General features: G+C 45.4%; 19 protein-coding genes and 3 tRNA genes. 12 read left to right on the forward strand and 10 right to left on the reverse strand.

Annotation, left to right across the window (positions count from 1 at the left end; translation table 11 throughout):
- Window positions 1–27 precede the first annotated feature (27 nt).
- The 4 genes from QE390_RS19000 to QE390_RS19015 form a co-directional block, all read right to left on the reverse strand.
- Window positions 28–600, reverse strand: coding sequence for an NTP transferase domain-containing protein (locus QE390_RS19000; RefSeq protein WP_106637853.1), 573 nt, complete (start codon window positions 598–600; stop codon window positions 28–30).
- 239 nt (window positions 601–839) lie between these two features.
- Window positions 840–1,310: a cyclic pyranopterin monophosphate synthase MoaC gene (gene moaC, locus QE390_RS19005; RefSeq protein ID WP_106637852.1), complete on the reverse strand. Its 471-nt coding sequence runs from the start codon at window positions 1,308–1,310 to the stop codon at window positions 840–842.
- Between the two features lie 113 nt (window positions 1,311–1,423).
- A complete protein-coding gene (locus QE390_RS19010; RefSeq protein ID WP_307143334.1) occupies window positions 1,424–1,990 on the reverse strand; it encodes an O-methyltransferase in 567 nt (188 codons plus the stop codon).
- 88 nt (window positions 1,991–2,078) lie between these two features.
- Entirely contained in the window at window positions 2,079–4,292 is a 2,214-nt protein-coding gene (locus QE390_RS19015) for a S9 family peptidase (RefSeq protein WP_307143335.1), read from the reverse strand.
- Between the two features lie 202 nt (window positions 4,293–4,494).
- Between QE390_RS19015 and QE390_RS19020 the strand changes: the two genes are divergently transcribed.
- The 3 genes from QE390_RS19020 to QE390_RS19030 all read left to right on the forward strand — a co-directional run bounded on the left by QE390_RS19020 (window position 4,495) and on the right by QE390_RS19030 (window position 8,659).
- Window positions 4,495–5,685: a molybdopterin molybdotransferase MoeA gene (locus tag QE390_RS19020; protein ID WP_307143336.1), complete on the forward strand. Its 1,191-nt coding sequence runs from the start codon at window positions 4,495–4,497 to the stop codon at window positions 5,683–5,685.
- 25 nt (window positions 5,686–5,710) lie between these two features.
- Complete coding sequence (locus QE390_RS19025) at window positions 5,711–6,901, forward strand: AGE family epimerase/isomerase (RefSeq protein WP_307143337.1); 1,191 nt, start codon at window positions 5,711–5,713, stop codon at window positions 6,899–6,901.
- A gap of 1,044 nt (window positions 6,902–7,945) precedes the next feature.
- Window positions 7,946–8,659 (forward strand): hypothetical protein, encoded by a 714-nt coding sequence (locus tag QE390_RS19030; protein WP_307143338.1) that lies wholly within the window; start codon window positions 7,946–7,948, stop codon window positions 8,657–8,659.
- A 49-nt stretch (window positions 8,660–8,708) separates the two neighbouring features.
- On the opposite strand, the gene QE390_RS19035 is transcribed toward QE390_RS19030, so the two are convergent.
- Window positions 8,709–9,677: an endonuclease/exonuclease/phosphatase family protein gene (locus QE390_RS19035; protein WP_157830420.1), complete on the reverse strand. Its 969-nt coding sequence runs from the start codon at window positions 9,675–9,677 to the stop codon at window positions 8,709–8,711.
- 336 nt (window positions 9,678–10,013) lie between these two features.
- On the opposite strand from QE390_RS19035, the gene QE390_RS19040 reads away from it, so the two are divergent.
- The 6 genes from QE390_RS19040 (at window position 10,014) to QE390_RS19065 (ending at window position 13,688) form a co-directional block, all read left to right on the forward strand.
- Window positions 10,014–11,030 carry a dipeptide epimerase gene (locus QE390_RS19040; RefSeq protein WP_307143339.1) on the forward strand — a complete coding sequence of 339 codons (1,017 nt, stop codon included), beginning with the start codon at window positions 10,014–10,016 and terminating at the stop codon, window positions 11,028–11,030.
- Complete coding sequence (locus QE390_RS19045; RefSeq protein ID WP_307143340.1) at window positions 11,031–12,104, forward strand: aminotransferase class I/II-fold pyridoxal phosphate-dependent enzyme; 1,074 nt, start codon at window positions 11,031–11,033, stop codon at window positions 12,102–12,104. It begins immediately after the preceding gene.
- Window positions 12,105–12,152: 48 nt separating this feature from the next.
- Complete coding sequence (locus QE390_RS19050; RefSeq protein WP_307143341.1) at window positions 12,153–13,295, forward strand: C40 family peptidase; 1,143 nt, start codon at window positions 12,153–12,155, stop codon at window positions 13,293–13,295.
- A gap of 95 nt (window positions 13,296–13,390) precedes the next feature.
- Window positions 13,391–13,467, forward strand: a tRNA-Arg gene (locus QE390_RS19055).
- A gap of 35 nt (window positions 13,468–13,502) precedes the next feature.
- Window positions 13,503–13,576 (forward strand) — tRNA-Arg (locus QE390_RS19060).
- 40 nt (window positions 13,577–13,616) lie between these two features.
- Window positions 13,617–13,688 (forward strand) — tRNA-Glu (locus QE390_RS19065).
- Window positions 13,689–13,780: 92 nt separating this feature from the next.
- On the opposite strand, the gene QE390_RS19070 is transcribed toward QE390_RS19065, so the two are convergent.
- On the reverse strand, window positions 13,781–14,260 hold the full coding sequence (locus QE390_RS19070; RefSeq protein ID WP_307143342.1) for a hypothetical protein: 480 nt from the start codon (window positions 14,258–14,260) through the stop codon (window positions 13,781–13,783).
- Between the two features lie 221 nt (window positions 14,261–14,481).
- On the opposite strand from QE390_RS19070, the gene QE390_RS19075 reads away from it, so the two are divergent.
- Window positions 14,482–14,835, forward strand: coding sequence for a DUF4180 domain-containing protein (locus tag QE390_RS19075; protein WP_307143343.1), 354 nt, complete (start codon window positions 14,482–14,484; stop codon window positions 14,833–14,835).
- A 68-nt stretch (window positions 14,836–14,903) separates the two neighbouring features.
- Here the strand turns inward: QE390_RS19075 and QE390_RS19080 are convergent, their stop codons facing one another.
- The 3 genes from QE390_RS19080 to QE390_RS19090 all read right to left on the reverse strand — a co-directional run bounded on the left by QE390_RS19080 (window position 14,904) and on the right by QE390_RS19090 (window position 17,643).
- Window positions 14,904–15,650, reverse strand: coding sequence for an Ig-like domain-containing protein (locus QE390_RS19080; protein ID WP_307143344.1), 747 nt, complete (start codon window positions 15,648–15,650; stop codon window positions 14,904–14,906).
- Window positions 15,651–15,717: 67 nt separating this feature from the next.
- Window positions 15,718–17,271 carry a VCBS repeat-containing protein gene (locus QE390_RS19085; protein ID WP_307143345.1) on the reverse strand — a complete coding sequence of 518 codons (1,554 nt, stop codon included), beginning with the start codon at window positions 17,269–17,271 and terminating at the stop codon, window positions 15,718–15,720.
- A gap of 141 nt (window positions 17,272–17,412) precedes the next feature.
- The gene (locus tag QE390_RS19090) at window positions 17,413–17,643 is read right to left on the reverse strand and encodes a hypothetical protein (RefSeq protein ID WP_307143346.1); all 231 of its coding nucleotides are present in this window, start codon (window positions 17,641–17,643) and stop codon (window positions 17,413–17,415) included.
- Between the two features lie 372 nt (window positions 17,644–18,015).
- Here QE390_RS19090 and QE390_RS19095 point away from each other — a divergent pair, with 372 nt between their 5' ends.
- Both QE390_RS19095 and QE390_RS19100 read left to right on the forward strand, forming a co-directional pair.
- Window positions 18,016–18,333, forward strand: a complete 318-nt coding sequence (locus tag QE390_RS19095) for a hypothetical protein (RefSeq protein WP_307143347.1) — start codon at window positions 18,016–18,018, stop codon at window positions 18,331–18,333.
- 1,029 nt (window positions 18,334–19,362) lie between these two features.
- Window positions 19,363–20,958: a hypothetical protein gene (locus tag QE390_RS19100; protein WP_307143348.1), complete on the forward strand. Its 1,596-nt coding sequence runs from the start codon at window positions 19,363–19,365 to the stop codon at window positions 20,956–20,958.
- Between the two features lie 65 nt (window positions 20,959–21,023).
- Here the strand turns inward: QE390_RS19100 and QE390_RS19105 are convergent, their stop codons facing one another.
- Window positions 21,024–22,145, reverse strand: coding sequence for an efflux RND transporter periplasmic adaptor subunit (locus tag QE390_RS19105; RefSeq protein ID WP_106637884.1), 1,122 nt, complete (start codon window positions 22,143–22,145; stop codon window positions 21,024–21,026).
- Window positions 22,146–22,150 lie beyond the last annotated feature (5 nt).

The raw sequence follows: 22,150 nt of genomic DNA on the forward strand, positions 1-22,150 counted from the left end.
CCTTAGCGGAGAATCTGAAGAGAAAGCTTAATGCTTATTCCAGTATCGGTAGGCTTCGGGGGTATCTATACTGATTAACTCTGAGGGCTTGGGCGGACTCAGGAAAGTAACGTCTGATGTCCCTAGAAATTTCTGCAAGCTTAATGCTTTTTTTTCAAATAAAGTATGAATCGATGAAAAACTAGACGGCTCATAAATGGCCAATAATGGTTCTATCTGATTATCAGAAGTTCTATAAACCGTTGCCGCACATGCAGGGTTCCGATGAGTCGACAAAAAACGTAAGGTTTCTTCGGTTACGACAGGCATATCTACCGCCATTACTAACCAGGCCACTTCAGAATTGGTTCCTATGGCGGACATTAACCCGCCCATTGGCCCCTGCTCCGCGTATTGATCGGTGATTACTAACTCGCCCGAAACGGATGGTTGAGAAGGATTCATGGAAAGATATACCCGCTCACAAACCTTTTGTAACAGCTTCTGTACGTACTGCCACTGAGGCATGTCGTGGTAACTCAACCAGGCCTTGTCCTGCCCCATGCGGGAACTTTGCCCCCCAGCCAGCACCAATCCCCAAAGCGGCGGTAATTGCTTCATTTCACTTTGACTTGGGTTAATTTGAGAAGGTTTGATCGTTTTTTAATAAACCCAGCTTTTAATAACCCCAGCGTGGTTTAATATGGGTAGCCCCGGATGTAATCCGGGGAAGAGTAACATATAGGATATTGCAAGAAACCCCGGATTACATCCGGGGCTATTCGTATTGAACCCCTCCAGGGCTATGGTTTTTCAGAAAATCAAACGATTTCAAAACCATTCAAACCTCCTCAAACAATCTATTTTGATTGAAAATCAGATTTTCCGCCTGTTTTGGTGAGTAACCGGGTTTCTTGAATAACGATATCGTGAGATAAAGCTTTGCACATGTCATAAATCGTCAGAGCAGCGATAGAGGCTCCCGTCAGGGCTTCCATTTCTACCCCGGTTTTGGCTTCCAGAGCACAGGTACAATCAATTTGCACCTGATTACCCATGACTTCAATTTTGAACTTACAGGAATCCAGTCCCAGCGGATGACAGAAGGGGATTAGTTCCGAAGTCTTCTTCGCCCCCATCGTTCCGGCAATAATGGCGGTATGAAACACAGGGCCTTTCTTGGTCTTAATTTCACCATCCTGCAAAGCTTCCAGCACGGCTGGGGGTAATAAAACCAGACTCCGGGCCGTAGCCGTCCGGCGGGTAATCAGCTTGTCCCCCACATCCACCATCGTAGGGTTCGCATTTTCGTCTATATGAGAAAGAGGCATAATAGTTTTCAGTTTTTAGTTGTTAGTTTTCAGTTATGATGGATGTCTTTATTAACACTCACTAGTATTCGAACGCTAACTGACAACTATAAACTGAAAACTAACAACTAGACTTATTTTTTCACCCCAATCATAATACCCGTGGCCCAATCTTGTTGGGTGATCCAGAGTTGGGGTTCTGAAAGGAGGCGTTCTTTTAATAAATGGGCCTTTATATCATGTCCTTCGGGCCAGTTGGGTTGCGGTAATAAGTCGTCGATGATGTATAAACCACCCGGTTTCAATAGAGCCAGTGTTTCGTCCAGTAACAGGTATTTCCCGTGCCAGGTATCCGCAAAGATATAGTCGAATGACTCCTCCGCATTCGCTTCCAGCCATTCTCCCGCATCGGCTCGTACCAGTGTAAGTCGCTCATCACTGTGAAGGTGACGTTCCGCAATCTCCAGAAATTTAGGATCATTATCAACCGAAATCAATGTCGATGCCGCATCCATTCCGGCGAGAATCCAACTGGTAGATAATCCCGTACCCGTGCCTAATTCCAGAAATTTCCCACCGGGTTTGGTGGCAGCCAGCGTCCGAAGCAAAGAACCCGTCAGCGGCTCGGAGGCCATCGTAAAGCCAGAGTCCTGGGTATCTTTCAAGATTGCTTCATAAGCAAAAGGTTCACTCGTACTCATTGCATTGCGGCTTAAGAAGGTAAGAAATAAAAATGGCAACGCCGAAGCGTTGCCAAATCTAAGCGATTCCTGGTAGAATGCAATACGCTTACTTTGCTCCCGGAGGGCAGTTCTTCAGCAAGAAGTCCGTATAGGTTTTTGACAAGTGCTGAGACGTTCCTTCACCTTCGGAGATGCTGTGACTGCGATTCGGATAAATCATCAGACTAAACAGCTTACCTGCCTTGATCAAATGGTTAATCAGCACTTCCGCGTTTTGGTAATGCACGTTATCGTCACCCGTTCCGTGGATGTACAACAGGTTTCCTTTCAGGTTTTTAACGTGACTGATCGGTGAACCCTTGGCATAGTCAGCCTGAGCTTCCGAAGGAATACCCATGTATCGCTCTTCGTAGATGTTATCATACAAGTGCAGATCCGAAATAGCCGCAATAGCAATGCCCGTCTGGTACAAATCAGGATACTGCATGAGAGCATTTAACGTAGACATGCCACCGCCGCTCCAGCCCCAGATGGCTACGCGATTTTTATCGATAAATGGCCATTTTACAATTTCTTGCGTAGCCAGTCCCTGGTCTTTGGTGTTCACGATTCCGTTGTTACGGTAAATCGCTTTCCGCCAAGCCCGACCTTTCGGAGCGGGAGTTCCGCGGTTATCCAGTGAAATATAGATGTAGCCCTGATCGGCCATATTTCCCTGGAACAGACGATTATAACCCGAGCCAAAACGATCAACTACCGTCGCCGAAGCGGGTTCGCCATACACGTAAAAGACAACGGGATATTTCTTCGTAGAATCGAAGTTGGCAGGTTTCACCATCCAGCCATCCATAACGGTTCCTTCGGATGTTTTTACCTGGAAAAATTCTACTTTCATTCGACCCGCTTTCAACTCGGGCTCGGTTTTCCCATCGGCTGGCTTATGCGTAGGCAGGGAGATAAAACCCCCAGTAGGCTGAATATTTGCCGAAGAAAACGAATGACTAGCCCATAAACCGTTCGGAGAGATCTCGTAATCGTTCGTCCCTGCGTATTTTGCTGGCGTTAAGCGTTCCGCATTTCCTTTTCCATTCAGTTTCAGACGGTATAAATATTGCTGAGTTGCATTCGTAGGGGAAGCAGCAAAGTACACATACCCATTTTTTTCATCGACTGCATAGACGTTAATAATGTCATAAGGTTCTTTTGAAAGCAACGTTTCTTTACCCTCTTTCGTCACTTTATATAACTGACGCCAGCCGCCTTTTTCGCTTAGGTATAAAAACTCTTTGTTACCCGCGAGCCAGTGCCAGTTCGTCACTTCACTTTCTGACCAGTTACTCCGAACATCTACCCAGGCATCGTCGGTTTCTTTATTAATCACTTTCGCCGCTCCAGTGGTTCCGTCCGCTACGTATAAGGTACTTTCCTGCTGACGACGATTGAGTTGCTGGATTAATAACTCCGAACTTCCAGGAATCCACTCCATGCGGGGTAACAGGTTGTTATCCGGCTCGCCGGGAATCTGGATGGGTGTAATCTTACCCGTTGCCACTTCAACCGTTTTGACAAACGTCGGAGAAGGCTTCTCTCCTGCTTTAGGATATTCTACGGGAACGTTAAAAGAATACGTAGAGTCCGTATTATTCATCATCAGGAAGTTACGAATTTTACGGGCATCTACCGTCCAGAAGGCAATTCGCTTGCTATCGGGCGACCAGCGAAATCCGTCGCGACAATCCAGTTCTTCTTCATAAACCCAGTCAAACGTCCCGTTGATTAACCGATCTGTTCCGTCAGTCGTCAAAGGCTTAATCGCTCCTGACTTTAAATCCTCTACATAAAGGTTATGCTTGGAAACATAGGCCACCTGAGAACCATCGGGCGAAACTTTCGCAAACATCAGAGAGCTTTCGGGCAGCGACTGTCCCAGCTTCTTAAGGGAGTTACCCGCCATGTCCAGCAGGTAATAATCACCACGGGTAGCATAACGCCACACCCGCTTGCCATTGGTGTAGATCAATAATTTTTTAAGCGTAGGCAAGTAATCAAAGGCCTGCACTCGCAGAGGCTCACTCGCTCCAGCAGGAGTTAATTGCTGTTTTGTTACCAGCGTAGTTTTCGCTCCGGTTTTAACGTCCGTCTGAACTAACTCGCCTCCCTGAAAATTCAGGTAAGCATTTCCATCGGGTGACCAGTGAAACTTACGGGCATCCAGAATAGTCAAAGCTTGGGGGCCATACGGTTCAGCAGAGGGCTGAGCACTGGCACAGACCGTACTTATAAAAACAAGTAATGCAATGAGGGAAAATGGTTTTCTCATAAAAACTGGTTAGTCTTAAGCTTATTGAGATGGGAGTTTGGGGCTTTTTACAGAAAGTACCTTCAAATGTAAACCTTTCCGAGGCTACCTAACTTACAAATAGAGCCAAGAAATTCAATATTTAAAAGCATTCGGGCCGGAAGCATTGCTTGAATAAGTCCACTCTGCCATCTTTGATATTCCTTTTTTTACGCCTTTGCTTATGATTTCTGTTGAAGAAGCCTCCCAGATCATCACTGCCCATCAAATCGATTGGGGTACTGAAACGATTCCTCTACCACTGGCCAACCGCCGAATTCTGGCCGAAGCGATAACGGCTGACCGTGATTTCCCTCCTTTCCATCGGGTAACAATGGATGGTATCGCCGTTTCGATTGATACGCCCATTACCGAAGGATTATTCCGAATTGAAGGAACGCAATACGCCGGAGAGTCGCCTAAAACGATCACTTCACGGGGTTCAGCCCTCGAGGTCATGACGGGAGCGGTTCTTCCATCGAATACAAATACGGTCATTCGTTACGAAGACTTAACATTTTCAGAGTACGGGGATAAACGATTTGCGGCTCTGAATACAAACGTCAATCCGCAGCAAAACGTACATCACCAGGGAAGCGACCGTCGGGCGGGTGAAGTGTTATTACAGGCTGGCATTCGCTTGGGTTCTTCTGAGATTGGCATTCTGGCTTCCGTGGGTAAGTCGCAGGTATTGGTTCAGAAAAAACCACGCGTAGCTATTATTTCAACGGGCGACGAGTTGGTTGATATTCTGGTAACTCCTCTCCCCCATCAAATTCGCAAATCCAGTGGGTATCAACTTGCGGCGGCTTTGCAGGAAATGGGTTTTGCCAGCGAGTTATTTCACCTCCCCGATCATCCTGAATCACTGGAAAAGAAGTTAACGGAATTAATACAGAACTTTGAAATTCTAATTCTGACGGGTGGCGTTTCAGCCGGTAAAAAGGATTTTGTACCCGCTACGCTGGAGAAATTAGGGATTCAGAAACAATTTCATAAAGTAGCTCAGCGGCCCGGTAAACCCGTCTGGTTTGGAGTTAGAGCAGGACAAAACGCCGTTTTCGCTTTGCCCGGTAATCCCGTTTCTACCTTTGCCTGTTTTCTGAAATACGTTCGACCGTATTTGTTGCAGGGCACGCTCGCACCAATGAAAGCCGTTCTTTCAGAAAAGATCGTTTTTAAACCCGAGCTGACGTATTTTCTAACCGTTGCCGCTTCTTTTAACGAAGAAGGTCGATTGATGGCGACCCCACTCAAAGGGTCAGGGTCAGGTGATTTCGCGAATTTATTGGCGTGTACCGGGTTTCTGGAATTACCCGCAGATCGTTCAGAATTTGAAGCTGGCGAAGTCTTTTCATACCTCTCTTTTCGTTAACTGATTTTTTAAACGTAGTTGAGTTATGCTTTCGTTACCGGCCCTGCAACAGGAAGTTTATCAGGAATTTCTACGCATTTTTCAATACTGGGAAACGCATACCGTCGATCCACGCGGAGGCTTTTATGGTCGGATAGACGCAGACAATCAACCTGATTCAAAGGCAGACAAGGCGATTGTTCTGAATGCCCGCATTCTCTGGGCATTCTCGCTAGCGTATCGCGTTACCCGAAAACCGGACTATCGAACGCTGGCTGATCGGGCGTATCAATTTATAAAAACCTACTTCTGGGATAAAAAGAATGGCGGCGTGTACTGGTCGGTGAAAGCGGACGGCAGCCCTTCTGTTACCAAGAAACAGTTATACGGTCAGGGCTTTGCTTTGTACGGACTGAGCGAATATTACCGGGCTACGAAAATGCCCCAAGTCCTGGATGATGCGAAACAGTTGTTCCAAACGCTGGTTGAAAAGGCCTACGATCCGAAACAAGGCGGTTTTATTGAAGCTTTTAATGAAGATTGGTCGCAAACGGAGGATTATATTTTAAGTAAGGGTGAAGAGCGAAAATCGATGAATACGCACCTGCATTTGATTGAACCCTTCACGAATTTATACCGCGTATGGCCCGATCCTGAATTGAAAAAACACGTTCGCTCCATGCTGGAAAATGACTTTATGGGTCATATCATTAATCCTGAAAGTTATCACATGCGGCTGTTTTTCACGGAAGACTGGCAGGTAAAGTCCACCGAAATTTCCTACGGACACGACGTTGAAGCGTCCTGGTTACTCTACGAAACAGCCGAAGTATTAAATGAAAAGGGGTTACTATCAAAAGTAAAAGAGCTAAGTCTGAAAATGGCTACCGCTACCCTGGAAGGCTTAAACCCAGACGGGGCCTTGACTTACGAATTCGATCCGGCCTCGGGACATAAAAACGAAGATCGAAGCTGGTGGGTATTAAGTGAACAAATGGTGGGTTACTTCAACGCCTATCAACTTTCGGGTAAGCAACATTTTCTGGAAAAATCGCAGCAAAGTTGGGCTTTCATCAAAGAGCATTTGATTGACTATAACGATGGCGAATGGTTCGAGAAAACGGATGCCCATCATCAGCCCTCCCGAAAGGCTGATAAGGTTAATGCCTGGAAATGCCCTTACCACAACAGCCGGGCGTGTTACGAAATCTGGCATCGCATGCAGGTTAAGAAATAACTCTACTTCTCCAATTCCTAACAGAGCTGCCAGCGAAAAAGCTGGTCGGACCACGTTGGTCGGGCTACATTGGTAGCAATAACACCCTCTTCTTCCCTCCTGTCATCCAGAGCAAAGCGAAGGACCTTACTATAGGATTGAGTAACACTTTCTGGCTACAAGTCACATTCCCGCCGTCGCTCGGCTCTAGCCGAGTGGCTGTCGGGTGGATATGAAGCGTTAGACGAATGATGCCAGCGAAAAAGCTGGCATCGGCTGGACTGAAGTAGTTGGGGTTGCCTCTTCTACTGTCATCCAGAGCGAAGCGAAGGACCTTACTTAGAATTGAGTAACACTTTCTGGCTGGAAGTTAACCCGCAGTCGCTCGGCTCCAGCCGAGTGACTACTTAGCTCCAGGCCTCTGGCCGGTAGAGTGCAAACCCCTAACTAGTTACAAAACAACTTTCTCAAACAAAACAGGCTTACTAATACCGGCCAGAGACCTACCCTACTACAGCGTCACTCGACTAGAGCCGAGCGACTGTCGGGGTGGATATGAAGCGTTAGACGAATGATGCCAGCGAAAAAGCTGGCATCGGCTGGACTGAAGTAGTTGGGGTTGTCTCTTCTCCTGTCATCCAGAGCGAAGCGAAGGACCCTACTTAGGATTTAGCAACACTTTCTGGCTGAAAGTTAATCTTCCGCAGTCGCTCGGCTCTAGCCGAGTGACTACCTAGCTCCAGGCCTCTGGCCGGTAGAGTGCAAACCCCTAGCTAGTTACAAAACAGCTTTCCCAAACAAGACCAAGCTTGCGAACATCGGACAGAAGACTACCAAACTACAGCGTCGCTCGGCTAGAGCCGAGCGGCGGGGTAACTAACTATTTTCACCAATCATAAGATATTCAAATTCAATAATTTACCCTATAAATACTTAATAAATAATTGCTACGTTACAACTTTTAATCAGTAACCAGGGTCTTAAATTCAGAAAGCTTTCTCAGACCGTTTGCGTCTGCCACTGGTTCAGTGTGAAACAGAACTCATTTGATTTAACAAACAAACCATGAAACAACTGTCAAAATGGATTTGCCTGATTCTCCTTTCCACCGGAGTTATCAGTTGTAACAAAAATTTTTCAGAACCCTTTTTTCTCACCGCCACCGACTTCAGTATGGGAGGAAGTCCAAATTGGTCGGCTGGTTTTTCGGACTATTCAACCGCCACCGATACGGCCATTTTCAGTTTTAGAAAAGGTTTATCAAAACTTCCTGCTCCACTAGATACTACCAAACAGGGATTTCGTCTCCAATCAATTAATCGAAGCGATGACGTATTCATGTATCTGACCCAAAAAGTTTCTGGCTTAGCTCCCAACACCAAGTTTAACGTTGAGTTTGTGGTGGAACTAGCCTCAAACGCACCGGATAAAAGCGTTGGAATTGGAGGGTCGCCCGCCCATTCCGTCTATCTGAAAGCCGGAGCTTCAGGCGTGGCTCCGGCGGTAACGCTAGTGGGAGATTTTTATACGTTTAATCTGGACAAGGGCAATCAGGCCCAGGGCGGTAAGGATTTGATGGTATTAGGAGATATCTCAAACGGCACGCAGGACAGTACGTACAAGTTTATTACTCGCAGTAACGAAAATCAAAAGTTACAGGTTACCTCCAACGCCGACGGAAATATTTATGTGGTCGTTGGGACCGATTCTGGCTATGAAGGACTGACGAATTTGTATTACAAACGCATTCAAACTCGCTTCACGCCAGCTACCAACTAAACTTCCGCTTAATCCCATAAATTCTAAGCCCTGAATACTCAGGGCTTTTTTACTGGAATTTCAGATCGACGATAATGGCTTTATGGTCTGAATCTTCAATATCGGCGGTGTGAAAACCTACCGTTTTGAAGCCTTTATTCGTCAACACATGGTCAATCGGAATCATTAGTGGGCCATAGCCATTTCGGTACGTAGGGAAAAGTCCAATACCTTTTCTGGAAGCGTGTAGTCCTGATTCGTTCACCAGCGATTGATACACCGGCGAAAAAACGCTGACGTTAAAATCTCCCGCCAGAATAGCCGGAACTTTCTCCTGAGCAGCCAGGGCAAAGGCTTTGGAAATTCGCTCATTTCGCAGTTTAAACCAGAGCGAGCTCAGGGGCGTTTTCGGGTGTACCGAAATCAGAGCCACTTTTTTGCCTTTTACATTGGCGTAAACATGCATCATGCGATTGGCAGTCACGGCTGCGTGGTCTACTTCAATGGGAAAGCGACTGCCGATCACATTATAACAATGTGACTTCGTGTAAACCATGTATTGGTAGGGATATTCGGCTCCGAGGCTCTTCCTGAAATGCTGAAAAATGGGAGGCGTAGCTTCAGCGATTAACACAATATCCGCTTTTTCTTTAGCAATACCCCTGACGATGGCTTCGTAATTAGTATTCGTAAACAGCACATTAGTGTGCATGATGCGTAAATCAGCAGTTCCGCTTGTGTCCGTTCTCTGTAACCAGGGAAACACCTGCCAGGCATTCAGAATGACGCTAAACAAGGCAATTACGTACAGCCGATTTCGGAAGAGTATCCAGTAAATCAGTAGAAATACCGACACGCCTAGGCACTGTACGGCAAAGTGGCTAAATAACTCAAAGAAGAAAAAATACGTCCCGAATCGCCCGAGTATGCAAACCAGAAGTAAAGCATAGGTCATGAAAGCAACGGTCGACTGCCAGAAATTAAAGTTACGCTCAGCTTTATCGTTTTTTACAGGAGCTGAAATTTCTTCAGTTTTCACAGGGAAGGAAAGGATTATATTTCGTTCGGTACTAATTGAAACGGCAGATAAATTTACGGGATGATTTTCAAGCAAACCTAGTGGGAGCGATGAATACCAGAGACTTTGTCATAGGGTTTACATTTGAAGCATTTCTATAAATGGATTTGTTCCAAAGAAAAACAGAATAATCTAATGAATCACAAAATAAATAGCCCATTTTTCATAAAATTACACAATTTTGTTAATCGGCAGAGCTTTTTGATTTTCTTTGATTAGTGATCATTGGGTACCTCTCTTTTTTTAGGACCGTATCTGCCTTCTTCATTATTGAACCGTTTATCATTTCATCGTCTCTTGAAACTTCTCCTTCACTCCCATATTCTTCAGTTGCGGCACACGTTTACCATCACGCACGAATCTCGTAATGAACAACCTACGCTCATCGTTGAGCTTCAGGACGGCGAGTTTTCAGGGTATGGCGAAGCCACCGAAACTACTTATTACGGTGTGTATATGCACACCATGATTGCCCAGCTTGAAGCTGTTCGCTCATCCATTGAACAGTATCCGGGCGGTACTCCCGAGGAATTTTACGAATTCATTGAGCCGCACTTACGCGATGAACATCCCTTTGCCTTATGTGCTCTGGACGTAGCTTATAATGATTTATACGCCAAAAAAGCGGGTAAAAAATTGTACGAAGTCTGGGGACTGGAGCCTTCCAAAAATCCAATTACGGATTATACCATTGGCATGGACACCCTTGAAAAAATGGTCGAAAAAATGAAGGAAATGCCTTTTCCTTTATACAAGATTAAACTAGGCACGAAACAAGACATTCAAATTATCCAGGAATTACGAAAACATACCGATGCCGTTTTCCGGGTTGATGCCAACACAGCCTGGGATGTAGAAGAAACCATCCAGAATTCCATAGCTCTAAAAGAACTTGGAGTTGAATTCATCGAACAACCCATGAAAGCCACCAATTGGGAAGGCATGAAGAAAGTCTACGCGGAGTCGGCATTACCTCTCATCGCGGACGAAAGCTGCATCGTAGAAGCCGACGTGGCCCGTTGTTATGGCTTTTTTCACGGAATTAACATCAAGCTTATGAAATGCGGCGGCCTTACTCCCGCTCGTCGGATGATTGCCCACGCCCGTAAGCTGGGTCTGAAAGTTATGGTGGGCTGCATGACCGAATCCAACATTGGCTGTTCAGCCATCGCTCAGTTATTACCGCTGCTCGATTACGTGGATATGGACGGTATTTTACTGGTAGAAGACCACATTTCCAGCGGTGTTACCATCGACTACGGGAAAGTAATTTACGCCGAAGAAAACGGAACCGGAGCCAAGTTATTAAGCTAAATGTCAACGTTTTACACTTCATCTATTCCAGATCGAACCCTGGTTATTGATCAGAAAGAATACCTCTGGTGCAGTGGGACCTCGTACCTGGGCATGAGTAAAAATCCAGTATTTATTCAGCGGGTAATGGAGGGCATGCAGCAGGTGGGTATTAATTGGGGTAGTTCGCGAAGTAATACCCTCCGATTATCGATATACGAAGATGCGGAAGCTGCTCTGGCTCAATGGTTTGGTGTGGCGGATACCTTAACCGTTTCATCGGGTATGCTGGCGGGGCAATTGGCACTCAAATGGCTGGTTTTTCAAAACCCTCAGGTTCCCATTTTCTATGCCCCTAACGTTCACCCTGCCCTGAGACTGGAAGGGTTTACGCCTGCTGTCGAAGATTACGAAAACTGGTTTGCCGAGCTTCCCAGACGATTGGCGGCAACGGCTTCGGAAGAAATCGTGGTCGTTACCGATTCCGTGGGTTCTCCCCATACTGCTGCCGTTCCTTTTGACTGGCTGCATCGGTTACCCCCCTCGAAGAAAATCACCGTAGTTATTGACGACTCGCATGGACTGGGCGTTTTGGGAGCCAGCGGAAAAGGCATTCATGAGTTAATCAACGCTCCAGCGAGCCTTGAGTTACTTATCACGGCTTCGCTTAATAAAGCCATGAGTGTGCCAGCGGGACTCATTATGGGTTCTCAAGCCATCCTGAATTCCATGCGTCAGTTTTCCATGTTTAGCGGAGCTAGTCCGGCGAATCCGGCGTACTTGTGGGCCTTAACCCAGTCGTTACCCGATTATCTGTCAGCCCATCAAAAGCTCCTATTGCGGGTTGAACAATTCGTGGAAGCATTAGGGGAAGCCATTCATCTGTTTCACTGGATCGAAAAGTATCCAGCCTTTACGACAGATCGTCCGGGATTACACGAGTATTTACGGGACCAGGGAATATTAACAGCTTGTTTCCCCTACCCCGGCCCCAACGATCCGGCTATTACCCGACTGGTTATTACCCCTTTACACACGCTCGAAGACCTCAGGCACATTGCTCAGGCTTGTCGGCAGTTTGCCCAGAACTCATAGATGGCATTATCTTTAAATTTACGTCCGTTTCTAGTCTAACCGATACGAATGAAATCACTATTAACCCTGAGTTTCTGCCTGCTGGTTGGATCGGCAATGGCTCAGCATGTATCCATGAAAGAAATCATTACCCAGGTTCAGAAAACCTACGCTCCCGATAAACGCACCGTTATCTTTGAGGCTGAAGTATCAGAGGACGGTAAATTGACGGGCAAAACCAGCAGTGCAGTGGCTCACGAAGCGTTGGTAGAGAAACTAAAAGCCGTTCAACCGAGTCTGGTGGACGAAATGCAGGTGTTACCCAACGCCGCTGTGGGCGAGAAAACGCAGGCCATTGTCAATGTGTCGGTCTGCAATATCCGCTCCGCCCCCAAGCATTCGGCGGAGTTAGCCACGCAGGCATTACTCGGCACAACACTGAACGTATACGAAAAAGAAGGAAGCTGGCTACGGGTGCAAACGCCCGATGCATACATTTCCTGGGTAGATCAGGGGGCCATTTTTCTGGCTACGCCTGCAGAGGTTGAAAACTGGCAGAAAGCCCGCAAACTTATTTACCTGACGCCTTACGGTTTCAGCTACGCTGAGGCCAACGCCGATGGATCAACCATCTCCGACATCGTTGCGGGCGATTTAGTGGCTTACAAAGGGGAAAAAGGAGCTTTTTATGAGGTCGCTTACCCCGATGGTCGAAAAGCCTTTATTCGCAAAGCTGACGCCCGTTTCTACGAGGAATGGTTGTCTTCCGTTCAGATATCCGAATCCTCGCTGGTAAGTACCTCTAAAAAACTCATGGGTTTGCCCTATCTCTGGGGTGGCACGTCCTTCAAAGGCGTGGATTGCAGTGGCTTTACCAAAACCGTTTATTTCCTCAACGGTGTCCAATTACCCCGTGATGCTTCACAACAGGTAAATTCAGGAGAATTGGTGGATACGACCAAGGACTGGTCGAAGCTTCGGCCCGGAGATTTATTATTTTTTGGGAAGGTCAATGAGGACGGTACGGAGAAAGTCGTTCACGTAGCCATGTGGATCGGAAACAATCAGTTTATTCATTCCTCGAATTTCGTCATGGTGAATAGCGTCGATCCTTCGGCTGACCATTATGATGAGTTCAATGTAGGACGTTACCTGCGAACCAAGCGAATCATTAATCATTATACCAACGCCCTGAAATTCAGCAAGAAGTAAAATATTTTAAAAAACCTTTGAGCATAAACTTGACAAAGGGGGCTTCTATTACTACTTTTGCACTCCCAATCACGCCACTGGCAGAAAGGGAAATAGGTTGCGTAGCTCAATTGGATAGAGCATCTGACTACGGATCAGAAGGTTTGGGGTTCGAATCCCTACGCGACCACCACCCGAATTTCAGGGATTACAAAAGACATAAGTACCGGTTGCGTAGCTCAATTGGATAGAGCATCTGACTACGGATCAGAAGGTTTGGGGTTCGAATCCCTACGCGACCACTACCGGAAAGTTTCTTAGAAATTTGAAGGTTCTGATTACGGTCCGTTCGTCTAGGGGTTAGGACGTATCCCTTTCACGGATAAAACACGGGTTCGATTCCCGTACGGACTACTGGCAAGCCTGATACTGAAAAGTGTCAGGCTTTTTTATTTATTGTGATATAAACAAAAAATCCCCGGCGTTTAAACCAGGGATTTTTTTGTTTAGCCGCGACGACGATTTCCCTCCCAACGATCCCGATCTTTACGAGAATCGTGGCGATCCTCTTTTCGATCTTTTCGATCATCCCAGCGGTTTTTTGAATCTCTGCCATCACGAATAGCTACCTGATCGTGGCGACCTTTATAAAAGGCGTATTGCTTGCGGTATTTGGCGTGGTTTAAATAAGGTCTTGCTTCATTAATAACCACTTTATGTCCGCTGTATAAATCATAGGCACGATAACGAGCCGGAAGTGTATTTACGGTTACCCAACGATTGCCGTCCTGATACGTCCATTGCTTTTGAGGAATGTTATAATAAACGTCAATGTCAGGCAAGTAATAGCTTTGAGCGTAAGTATACCCCGTTGGTCCCCAGGCGGGCTGACTTCCCAGATTTACATTGACATTTACCTGAGCAGCACTATCCTGTACAAGAAAGGCTCCTGCCATCAGTCCGAATACTAAAATGAGTTTTTTCATGGCTTTTCAAGTTTTCGACTTCCTACCTGTAAAGGTGCTTTGCCGTTTGGTTCGTAACAAAGGTGAGGGATGAGTGAATGCCATGAAAAAAGAACTTACCCAAAACCAGCTTTTAGACGCTGAATAGGGCATTTTAGCTACTGAAGTGCCCTAATGAATCATTCCAATAACAGGCACTTCCTTACCTTTACTGCGTAAAAGCGTCTCTTAAATTCATTTCTATGAAACTGGAAAGAATCAAAATCAATCAAACCGAATTTGCTGAAATCATTTCAGATGATCTGATTATTACTACTCTGGAAGAGGCCACCGACCTACTGGGAAACATCTATTACCAGGGCTTCGATAAAGTTATTATTCATGCCCAAAATATAACTCCTGCATTTTTTGACTTAAAAACGAAACTGGCCGGAGAAATACTTCAGAAATTTTCAACCTATCGTGTTCAACTGGTTATTATCGGCGATTTCAGTGCGTATGAAAGTAAAAGTTTAAAAGACTTTATGTTCGAAAGTAACAAAGGCAAACACGTTAATTTTTTAGAATCGAAAGAAAAACTAGCCCAAGCTTTTTGACGAAAGCATAAACGATAAAGCCGCTATTGATTTCGTCAATAGCGGCTTTATCAGCTTTTCTATCAATATTACTTAATTCCTCCAGATCGAATGCGATTGGCCGCTGCTTTCAAATAGTTTGCAGGAATTCTTCCACCCGAATTAAGCGGCAAATAAACCGCTACGCGTCCTTGGTTTGAGGCATCCGTAACTCCTACTCCTACAGTACTCGTAATAGAAAAAACATTGAAAGTCAATCCTTGATCTTGTATATTACCAAGATAGTTGTAACGTTCATCATAATAGGTTTGAGCTTGCAGTAACGTAACACTTGGCATGTAGAACAAATATGCTTCGCTGTAGGCAGCATTATTAAAGTAATACCTAACCCCGTTGATTGAATTATTTTCCCCTTGATAATCTAAGGTACTGTCTGTCTCTGCTACTAACGTACGTTTTTCATAACTCTTCACCACCGTTTTACTTCCGCCTAAACTAAAAGAAGGCTCAGTCCCAAAACTATAATAAGGCACTACCGTCACTTTACTTTCAATGATTCCACCACCGTTTTTAGCCGTTGCGGTAACGGTGGTTTCTCCGATTCGACTAGCGGTAAATTCACCCGAAGCACTGACTTGGCCAATGGTTGTATTACTGGAAGCCCAGGTATAATCGTTTGCGTTCAGCGTATTACTGCCCTGGGTTAATACAAACTGATGTTGCTCATCATAATTCAGCTCCAATGTAGCTGCGTCGATATTAACCGGAGCACTTTCTTTTTTCGAGCAAGCCATTGACACCCACACCAGGGCTATAACCAGAAGTAATTGTTTCATATCAGATGATTTAAAAGTAGAGAGTACGTATATAAACCTTTGGAAAACAGTAATGTTTAAGCCGATTTTATTGAGCACCACGTTGATTGGTTAATAGCAGGATTTGAGGAAACGTTTGCTTTCCCTGCAACGTGAGCGTAGTAAAATCCAGCATATTAGATACGTGCGACCCCAGCATAATATCCAGATCGCCATCCTGATCGTAATCGGCGACTTCCATCACTAACCATTTTCCACTGGCGGCTTCGGGCGTTGTGTAGGCTTTTACCTGCATATTTCCTTCGTTTTCGAGGTAGATAAACCCTTTTTCAGGACTATTGAGCAAATCTGGGAAAAAAGAAATAGCGGCTATATCCAGATCTCCGTCACCATCAAAATCGGCTGCAATGGCCTGATTGGCTCCGTACAGAGGATAAAATAAGGCTTCCTTAAAATTATTTTTTCCGTCATTCAAATACACCCGAACGCCGTGGTAAGCTTTCAGGATATTGGTATAATCCCAGTTATCACCATTGGTTATTAATAGGTCATCAAACCCATCCTGATTATAATCAATAACCTGCATCGAACTGGTGCCATAAACGGCTGGAAAGCGTAACTTTTCCCGCTCCAGAAAGCGGCCATTCCCCTGATTTTCATACAAAAAAATTCCTTCCTGAGCCTGTTCCATCAACACCATGATATCTGGTCTACCGTCCTGATTGAAATCTTTTACTACCGCTGTTCGGGCTCCGGGTAAGGCTCGAAGCACGTGCTCCTGGGAGTGGGGTTCTCGGTAACTTTCAATCCATAACAATTTTCCCAGATTATGGCCAAAGCCACAGACCACTACGTCTTTTTTACCGTCCTGATTTAAATCACATTCTACAAAATCAACGGGTCTGGGCAGTGAATGCAATTGTACTTCGATCTTATCATCAGCATTAATTTTCAATAAGTTACCTATAGAAAGATCCGAAGGATTGAGTGTTCCAGTGGTTAATACCTGCACGTCTTCCTCCTTACTTACCCGCATGGCCGACGCCGGACTGTCCAGGCTTATTACTCGCTCTACCTCAAAATTGGATTTCAGAATCGTTACTTGCTTCTGTCGATCCGCTACATAGAAACGCGAGGAAAGCGTATCGTAATGCAAGAGTGTGGTTTGAGGCAAGTGTTCGTTTTGCCAAGAAATTTCCTTTACCTCAAAAAGCGGAAGGTTCTTTTGAGCCGTTGGTACTTTCAGGGGTTGAAGCGTACGTTCGGGAGCGGCATTCACATAATAGTTAACGATGGCTCGCCATTCCGCTTTGGTTAAAAGGGCCTTTTCGGGATAAATCCCGGCTTCCTGCAATCGCTGCTTTTCTTCGGCAAATAATCCGTGATAAGGGTTGATATGAGATTTGATTCCCAGACGCAACCCCATGTACGGCAGTACACCCTTCGCCCAAGTCTGTTTGTCGAGTAACTCTGGTTCGGGGAAAAGGTGGCAACTCTGGCAGTATTTTTCCGCTAGATACCGACCGCTCGTATCTGTCACAGCTCTTTCAGGCGAGTCTTCCGTCGTAAGAACTAAATAATTGCTCGTGAAAATAAAGGCGAAAGCGGCCACACTGGCGGACAGATGAAAAAGGGAAGGCATACATTTCAATAATTCATTAGCTCTGACAAGGTAGGTTAAATGTAGGCTAATGGTTATTGGCTCATCCCTAGAAGGGACGTTCTCCTCAATTTCGGCCACTAAAGTTGCTCTAATTTCGACTTACCGATAAACGTCATGGCTTCAGTTCAAATCTGAAGTATCCTGATGAGGTTCAGGCAGAATTAGAGAATCTGACTCGTTGTACGTAGGACTAGTAGGTTCGCCCGTGGCTCCAGTGGTAGGAGCAGCCGTTTCGGGATTTCTAATCTCGGGGAATCCCTGATTTTTTACTTCTTGTTTTTCTTGAGGAGAAAAGTCGCAGGCGTTTAATAGAAAGAATAATCCAGCAAAAGCAAGCATTCTGATTTTCATGTCTGATGAATGTATTAAAATTTGGGGTGTACCTAGCTGGATTTAACCGAAAAAAAACATTCCATAATTTACTAATTGTTTATGCTTTTTTGCATGACTTTACAATCACTGCCAGCACTAACTCAGTGCTATGAAATCCATCACCTTGAGACAAGTAATAGGTACCGGCGGAAAGCTGGTAGTGGCATAGCCTCCCTTTTTCCTTGGATTTATCTTCACGGCATAAGTAGTTGCCACCAGCGAAAAAGCTTGAAGCGGTATGACCTACTTATTACCTCAAAATAACTACATGTATTTTTGGATACCGCTGCCAACATGGCCGCTGCCAGCTTTTTCGCTGGCAGCACTAACCTAGGCCATGAACCTATCACTATGACGCGAGCAATTGCTACCAGCAAAAAGCTGGTAGCGGTATCACCTACTTACTTACCTCAACATAAACTACATGTATTTTTGGCTACCGCTGCCAATATGGCCGCTGCCAGCTTTTTCGCTGGTAGCACTAACCGAGGCCATGAACCTATCATTATGAAGCGAGCAATTGCTACCAGCGAAAAAGCTGGTCGGGCCACGTTGGTAGGGGTATGGCATCCTTATTACTTCGGCATAAACTGGATGTATTTTCCACACTATGCCCTTGTAATTATAAGCGGCCTAGCTATCGGGCTTTCCAATGGATCGCTCAACTGAGCCAGTCTGATTAATTGGGTAATACTGATTAATACATTACATCATTCAACAAAGCTATTATTCATTACCCTCCTACTGCCAAACCATGTTAGATACAGCCATATTATAGAACCATATTCATATAAAAATGGATAATAACTAGCCATTTTTATATATACGTATATAGTTCCCCGGTTGAGGCAGGTGCTTATCCACTTATACTATCTGAAAAAAGATGGCTGCGGTACGTTACTTTCTTCTACCTCTACGTCATGCAGGGTATTACTGCGGGTTTTGCTTTGTATGCATCAGCCAATTAAATTACCTGACTGCTTTGGGCTTGAACCCGGCTATCGCATCGGGGTTAATGATCTGGGCAAAGGTGGATCCAGCTTTGAATTAGTATATAGAATAGGGTTGGTAGTTTATGCCCGCTACTTAGGCTTCAAAAAGTCTGCACGTGTAGATCAGTAGCCATTGCATACATTGAATAGCAATAGTGCTTACACTCCCTTATTTCAACATTTCTGGCCAAGAAGAACAGACTATAGTTATTGTACAAATATTCAATTAATCCTATCATATATATATTTACTACCAAAAATATGTCCTATTTCTGCTACTTACCTTACTCTTCACTAGTTAATGTGAAGTAATTATTCCACATATCGAGAACGCTTCGTCTCATTAGGTAGTTGTATTACGAATGGCCCGATATTTTAAAAAATTTTATTAGTACAAGTAGAACTAAGTATTAACGAATACTTGCAAAACTTGTTACCCTCAAACATTGGCGGATGTTTGGGGGTTTCTTTTTTTATTTTCCTGACTGATTATACCTGCTCATTCCAAGTACTACGTTATACCCATGATTACATACGGTTACCAAAATCTGGTGGTCTGATATTTTATGATAATCAAAGTGGGTCAATCGTTAGTTTTTTTCTTTATATTTATCTCAATAACAACGCTATTCAGCCTACTACCCACCCTTGAGATAAAGAGAAACGTATATATTCAATCAATCAAGGTTTCCGCCAAAATCTTAAGATGAAACGAATCTACTCTTTCCCTTCCCTAATCTGCCTCGCATTACTGACGCTAATTTATGCGTGTGCCAATCCTTTTAAGGATATCGATTTTCAGTTTAAAGATCCGCGTACTGAAGCTACCGTTTTACTCCAGTACGCCAACGCCAATGCCTCCTCAGCGGAGAAAATTCCCAGCAATTTGAAAATTGCTATCGTTGGAGATGATGCCGAACGCATCAGAAACCTGACGGGTGGCAAAGTGATCAGGCCCAGCTCAGAAGGCTTGTTAGGGTTGTCTATTGACCCCAATCACCTGCCAACTACCCAGGATCCGGTAAAACTTTCTGTACTGGCCGAGGCTGAAGGCTACTTAAGTAAGCTGACCCGGATTAACATGTCCGATAATACCAACATTCGCCAAACGGTTCAACTTATTGATATCAATCAGCCTCCTTTCGGTGTATCAGCCACGCAGCAAACGTATACGGGTCGTTCGATTACCCTGCAAACGCCTGATTTAACAGGAACCGGAACGAAAGCACGATGGATATTACCGGATAATCTGGAGTTAAAGACCTTGGGAGGTAACGACCTGACGGGTGAAGTTCGTGCGGCTCTTTATTATATCAATCCCACCCAGGCCAACACGTATTTGCCTGGCCATACGCAAACCATTTATAATGCTGTTGACGAAAGTGATCGCAAACTTTCGGCTTTCCTTTTTCAAAGCCTGGCTTATTTCCAGTTAGATGCTTTTACCACGGGCGGCCAGATTATTCAGGGGTCAACGGGTAATGCCGAAGTGACCGTTGAATTAATAGGGAATCAGCGTTTGCTAAACGGTCAGTTGGTGAAAGAAGGAGATGTGGTTCCTTTCTGGCGTTATGACCTGAATCGCAACATCTGGGTTCGTCAAAATACGCTTCGCATTCAGAAAGATGCTTCCACTAATAAGCTCTTCATCAAAACTCAGGTTTCCAATTTTAGCTATTACGCACTGGCTGAAACACAGCCTGTTTGTGAAGTAGGGCCGACTTTCCAGTTTCAGACCAACCTGAAAAACGTTGATATTCTTTACTATGCGAAACTGATAGATGTAGCAACCAACCAACCCGTGCTGGAAACCTATCTGGACCTGAACAATGGTTCGAAGCGTTCGTTCTCAGGATTGGTTCAGAAAACCGTTCGTCTTCAGGTTTTCCGAGCGAATAACTACTACGGCGGCGACATGACGACACCGATCTACACCTCGGCTCCTGTGGATCTGTGTGATGGCCGGACAATTGTTGCTCCGATAAGTTTCGAAACGCCTCCAACAACTTTAAGTGTCGAATTGGTGGTGAAGTGTCCTGCTGGTAAACAAGTAGATGAATCCAAACTTCCTGCTAATCTCTACGTTCAATATCAGGTGGTAGGCACCGATACCTGGCGTGACCTGATTACTTTAACACGTACCGTTCGGCAAGTAGCCTCCAACAAACTGGAAATAGGCAAACGCTACCGGTTCCGGGCTACTCCTAACCCTGCCATCGGCTGGCCATTAACTCAGCGAGATACCTTATTAAAGGTGACATTTTACCGCTTGAATATTGAATCTGATAATTTCTGTAAGTAACCTTTCCCAAGCAAAAAGCCTCGACTCAATGATTTGAGTCGAGGCTTTTTGCTTGAATCAAGAATTTATTTTTGAATGGTTTGTCCGTCCCGAACTTCCTCTGAGGCTTTTTTAACCAAGACGTCTCCCGCCTTTACGTCTCCAAAAACTTCGATCAGACTATCCAGCGTATTACCCGTATCTACCGTTACCCACTGAGCTTTATCGCCATTTAAACGAATAACAAATACTTTTTCGGATGAAGTAACGACCGAACTTTTAGGTACGAACAAGGTCGCCTGCGAACGCTCGACGGGTAATTTCACCTGAGCATACATGCCCGCTTTGAGTTCTCCTTTGGCATTGGGAATGTCAAATTCAGCCATCATTGAGCGTTTGTCCTGTTGCAGGCTTTCGGCACTCCGGGCCAGTGAGCCTTTGAAAATCCGCTCAGGAATGGCGTTTACCATAAACTCTACTGGACTTTTCTTCGATAACTGATTCGCGTATGCTTCGGGAATGGCTACGGTTAGCCGTAGCGTTCGGGTATCCTCCAGCACGAGCAAAGGTTTTCCGGCATCGCCCGCTCCCACCAACGCTCCCGGACTGATATTCCGTTCGATAATCACGCCGTCGAACGGAGCGGTAATCGTTAGGTATTGCTTTAAATCCTGTTTGCTGCGAAGATTGGCTTTGGCGGCTTGAACGCTTTCCTGAGCCACCATCACCAGAGCACTATCGGCATCCATCTTCGACTGAGCCTGATCGATTTCATTGAGCGAAACGGCCCCTTCCACTCGATTGGTTTCAACCAGACGCCGATAGGTAAGGCGGCTGGCCCGGTATTTCGATTGCTGCTGGATGAGATTCGCCTGTTGAGCCTGCACCTGAGCCTGAGCCTGGTTGACTTCCGAGAGTACTTCGGGGGCGTCAAGCTGAACCAACACCTGTCCTTTTCGAACCCAGGTACCCCGATCTACCTTGACCTGGCTGGCAAAGCCTTTCACTTTCGCGTAAAGATTCACCCGATTCCAGGGTAATAGTTCACCCGGCAGGGTTACGTTCTTACTCGGCTGCATTTCCCGAACTTCGGTCATTTCCAGTTTTACGGGTGCCGCCGCTTTCATTTCCGTTTTTTTATTCTCGCTACCTGCGGGTGTGCAGGCATATAAGCTGGCTATGGCGGGAAGAATTAGCCAATAATTCATGCGTT

Source organism: Siphonobacter sp. SORGH_AS_1065, from assembly GCF_030818595.1.
In the GTDB taxonomy this organism is placed as follows: Bacteria; Bacteroidota; Bacteroidia; order Cytophagales; family Spirosomataceae; genus Siphonobacter.

What these genes read in the sequence shown, in the direction of transcription:
- QE390_RS19000 (WP_106637853.1), bottom strand. Translation starts at nt 600, where the DNA reads ATGAAGCAATTACCGCCGCTTTGGGGATTGGTGCTGGCTGGGGGGCAA.
- moaC (WP_106637852.1), bottom strand. Translation starts at nt 1,310, where the DNA reads ATGCCTCTTTCTCATATAGACGAAAATGCGAACCCTACGATGGTGGAT.
- QE390_RS19010 (WP_307143334.1), bottom strand. Translation starts at nt 1,990, where the DNA reads ATGAGTACGAGTGAACCTTTTGCTTATGAAGCAATCTTGAAAGATACC.
- QE390_RS19015 (WP_307143335.1), bottom strand. Translation starts at nt 4,292, where the DNA reads ATGAGAAAACCATTTTCCCTCATTGCATTACTTGTTTTTATAAGTACG.
- QE390_RS19020 (WP_307143336.1), top strand. Translation starts at nt 4,495, where the DNA reads ATGATTTCTGTTGAAGAAGCCTCCCAGATCATCACTGCCCATCAAATC.
- QE390_RS19025 (WP_307143337.1), top strand. Translation starts at nt 5,711, where the DNA reads ATGCTTTCGTTACCGGCCCTGCAACAGGAAGTTTATCAGGAATTTCTA.
- QE390_RS19030 (WP_307143338.1), top strand. Translation starts at nt 7,946, where the DNA reads ATGAAACAACTGTCAAAATGGATTTGCCTGATTCTCCTTTCCACCGGA.
- QE390_RS19045 (WP_307143340.1), top strand. Translation starts at nt 11,031, where the DNA reads ATGTCAACGTTTTACACTTCATCTATTCCAGATCGAACCCTGGTTATT.
- QE390_RS19050 (WP_307143341.1), top strand. Translation starts at nt 12,153, where the DNA reads ATGAAATCACTATTAACCCTGAGTTTCTGCCTGCTGGTTGGATCGGCA.
- QE390_RS19070 (WP_307143342.1), bottom strand. Translation starts at nt 14,260, where the DNA reads ATGAAAAAACTCATTTTAGTATTCGGACTGATGGCAGGAGCCTTTCTT.
- QE390_RS19075 (WP_307143343.1), top strand. Translation starts at nt 14,482, where the DNA reads ATGAAACTGGAAAGAATCAAAATCAATCAAACCGAATTTGCTGAAATC.
- QE390_RS19080 (WP_307143344.1), bottom strand. Translation starts at nt 15,650, where the DNA reads ATGAAACAATTACTTCTGGTTATAGCCCTGGTGTGGGTGTCAATGGCT.
- QE390_RS19085 (WP_307143345.1), bottom strand. Translation starts at nt 17,271, where the DNA reads ATGCCTTCCCTTTTTCATCTGTCCGCCAGTGTGGCCGCTTTCGCCTTT.
- QE390_RS19090 (WP_307143346.1), bottom strand. Translation starts at nt 17,643, where the DNA reads ATGAAAATCAGAATGCTTGCTTTTGCTGGATTATTCTTTCTATTAAAC.
- QE390_RS19095 (WP_307143347.1), top strand. Translation starts at nt 18,016, where the DNA reads ATGACGCGAGCAATTGCTACCAGCAAAAAGCTGGTAGCGGTATCACCT.
- QE390_RS19100 (WP_307143348.1), top strand. Translation starts at nt 19,363, where the DNA reads ATGAAACGAATCTACTCTTTCCCTTCCCTAATCTGCCTCGCATTACTG.
- QE390_RS19105 (WP_106637884.1), bottom strand. Translation starts at nt 22,145, where the DNA reads ATGAATTATTGGCTAATTCTTCCCGCCATAGCCAGCTTATATGCCTGC.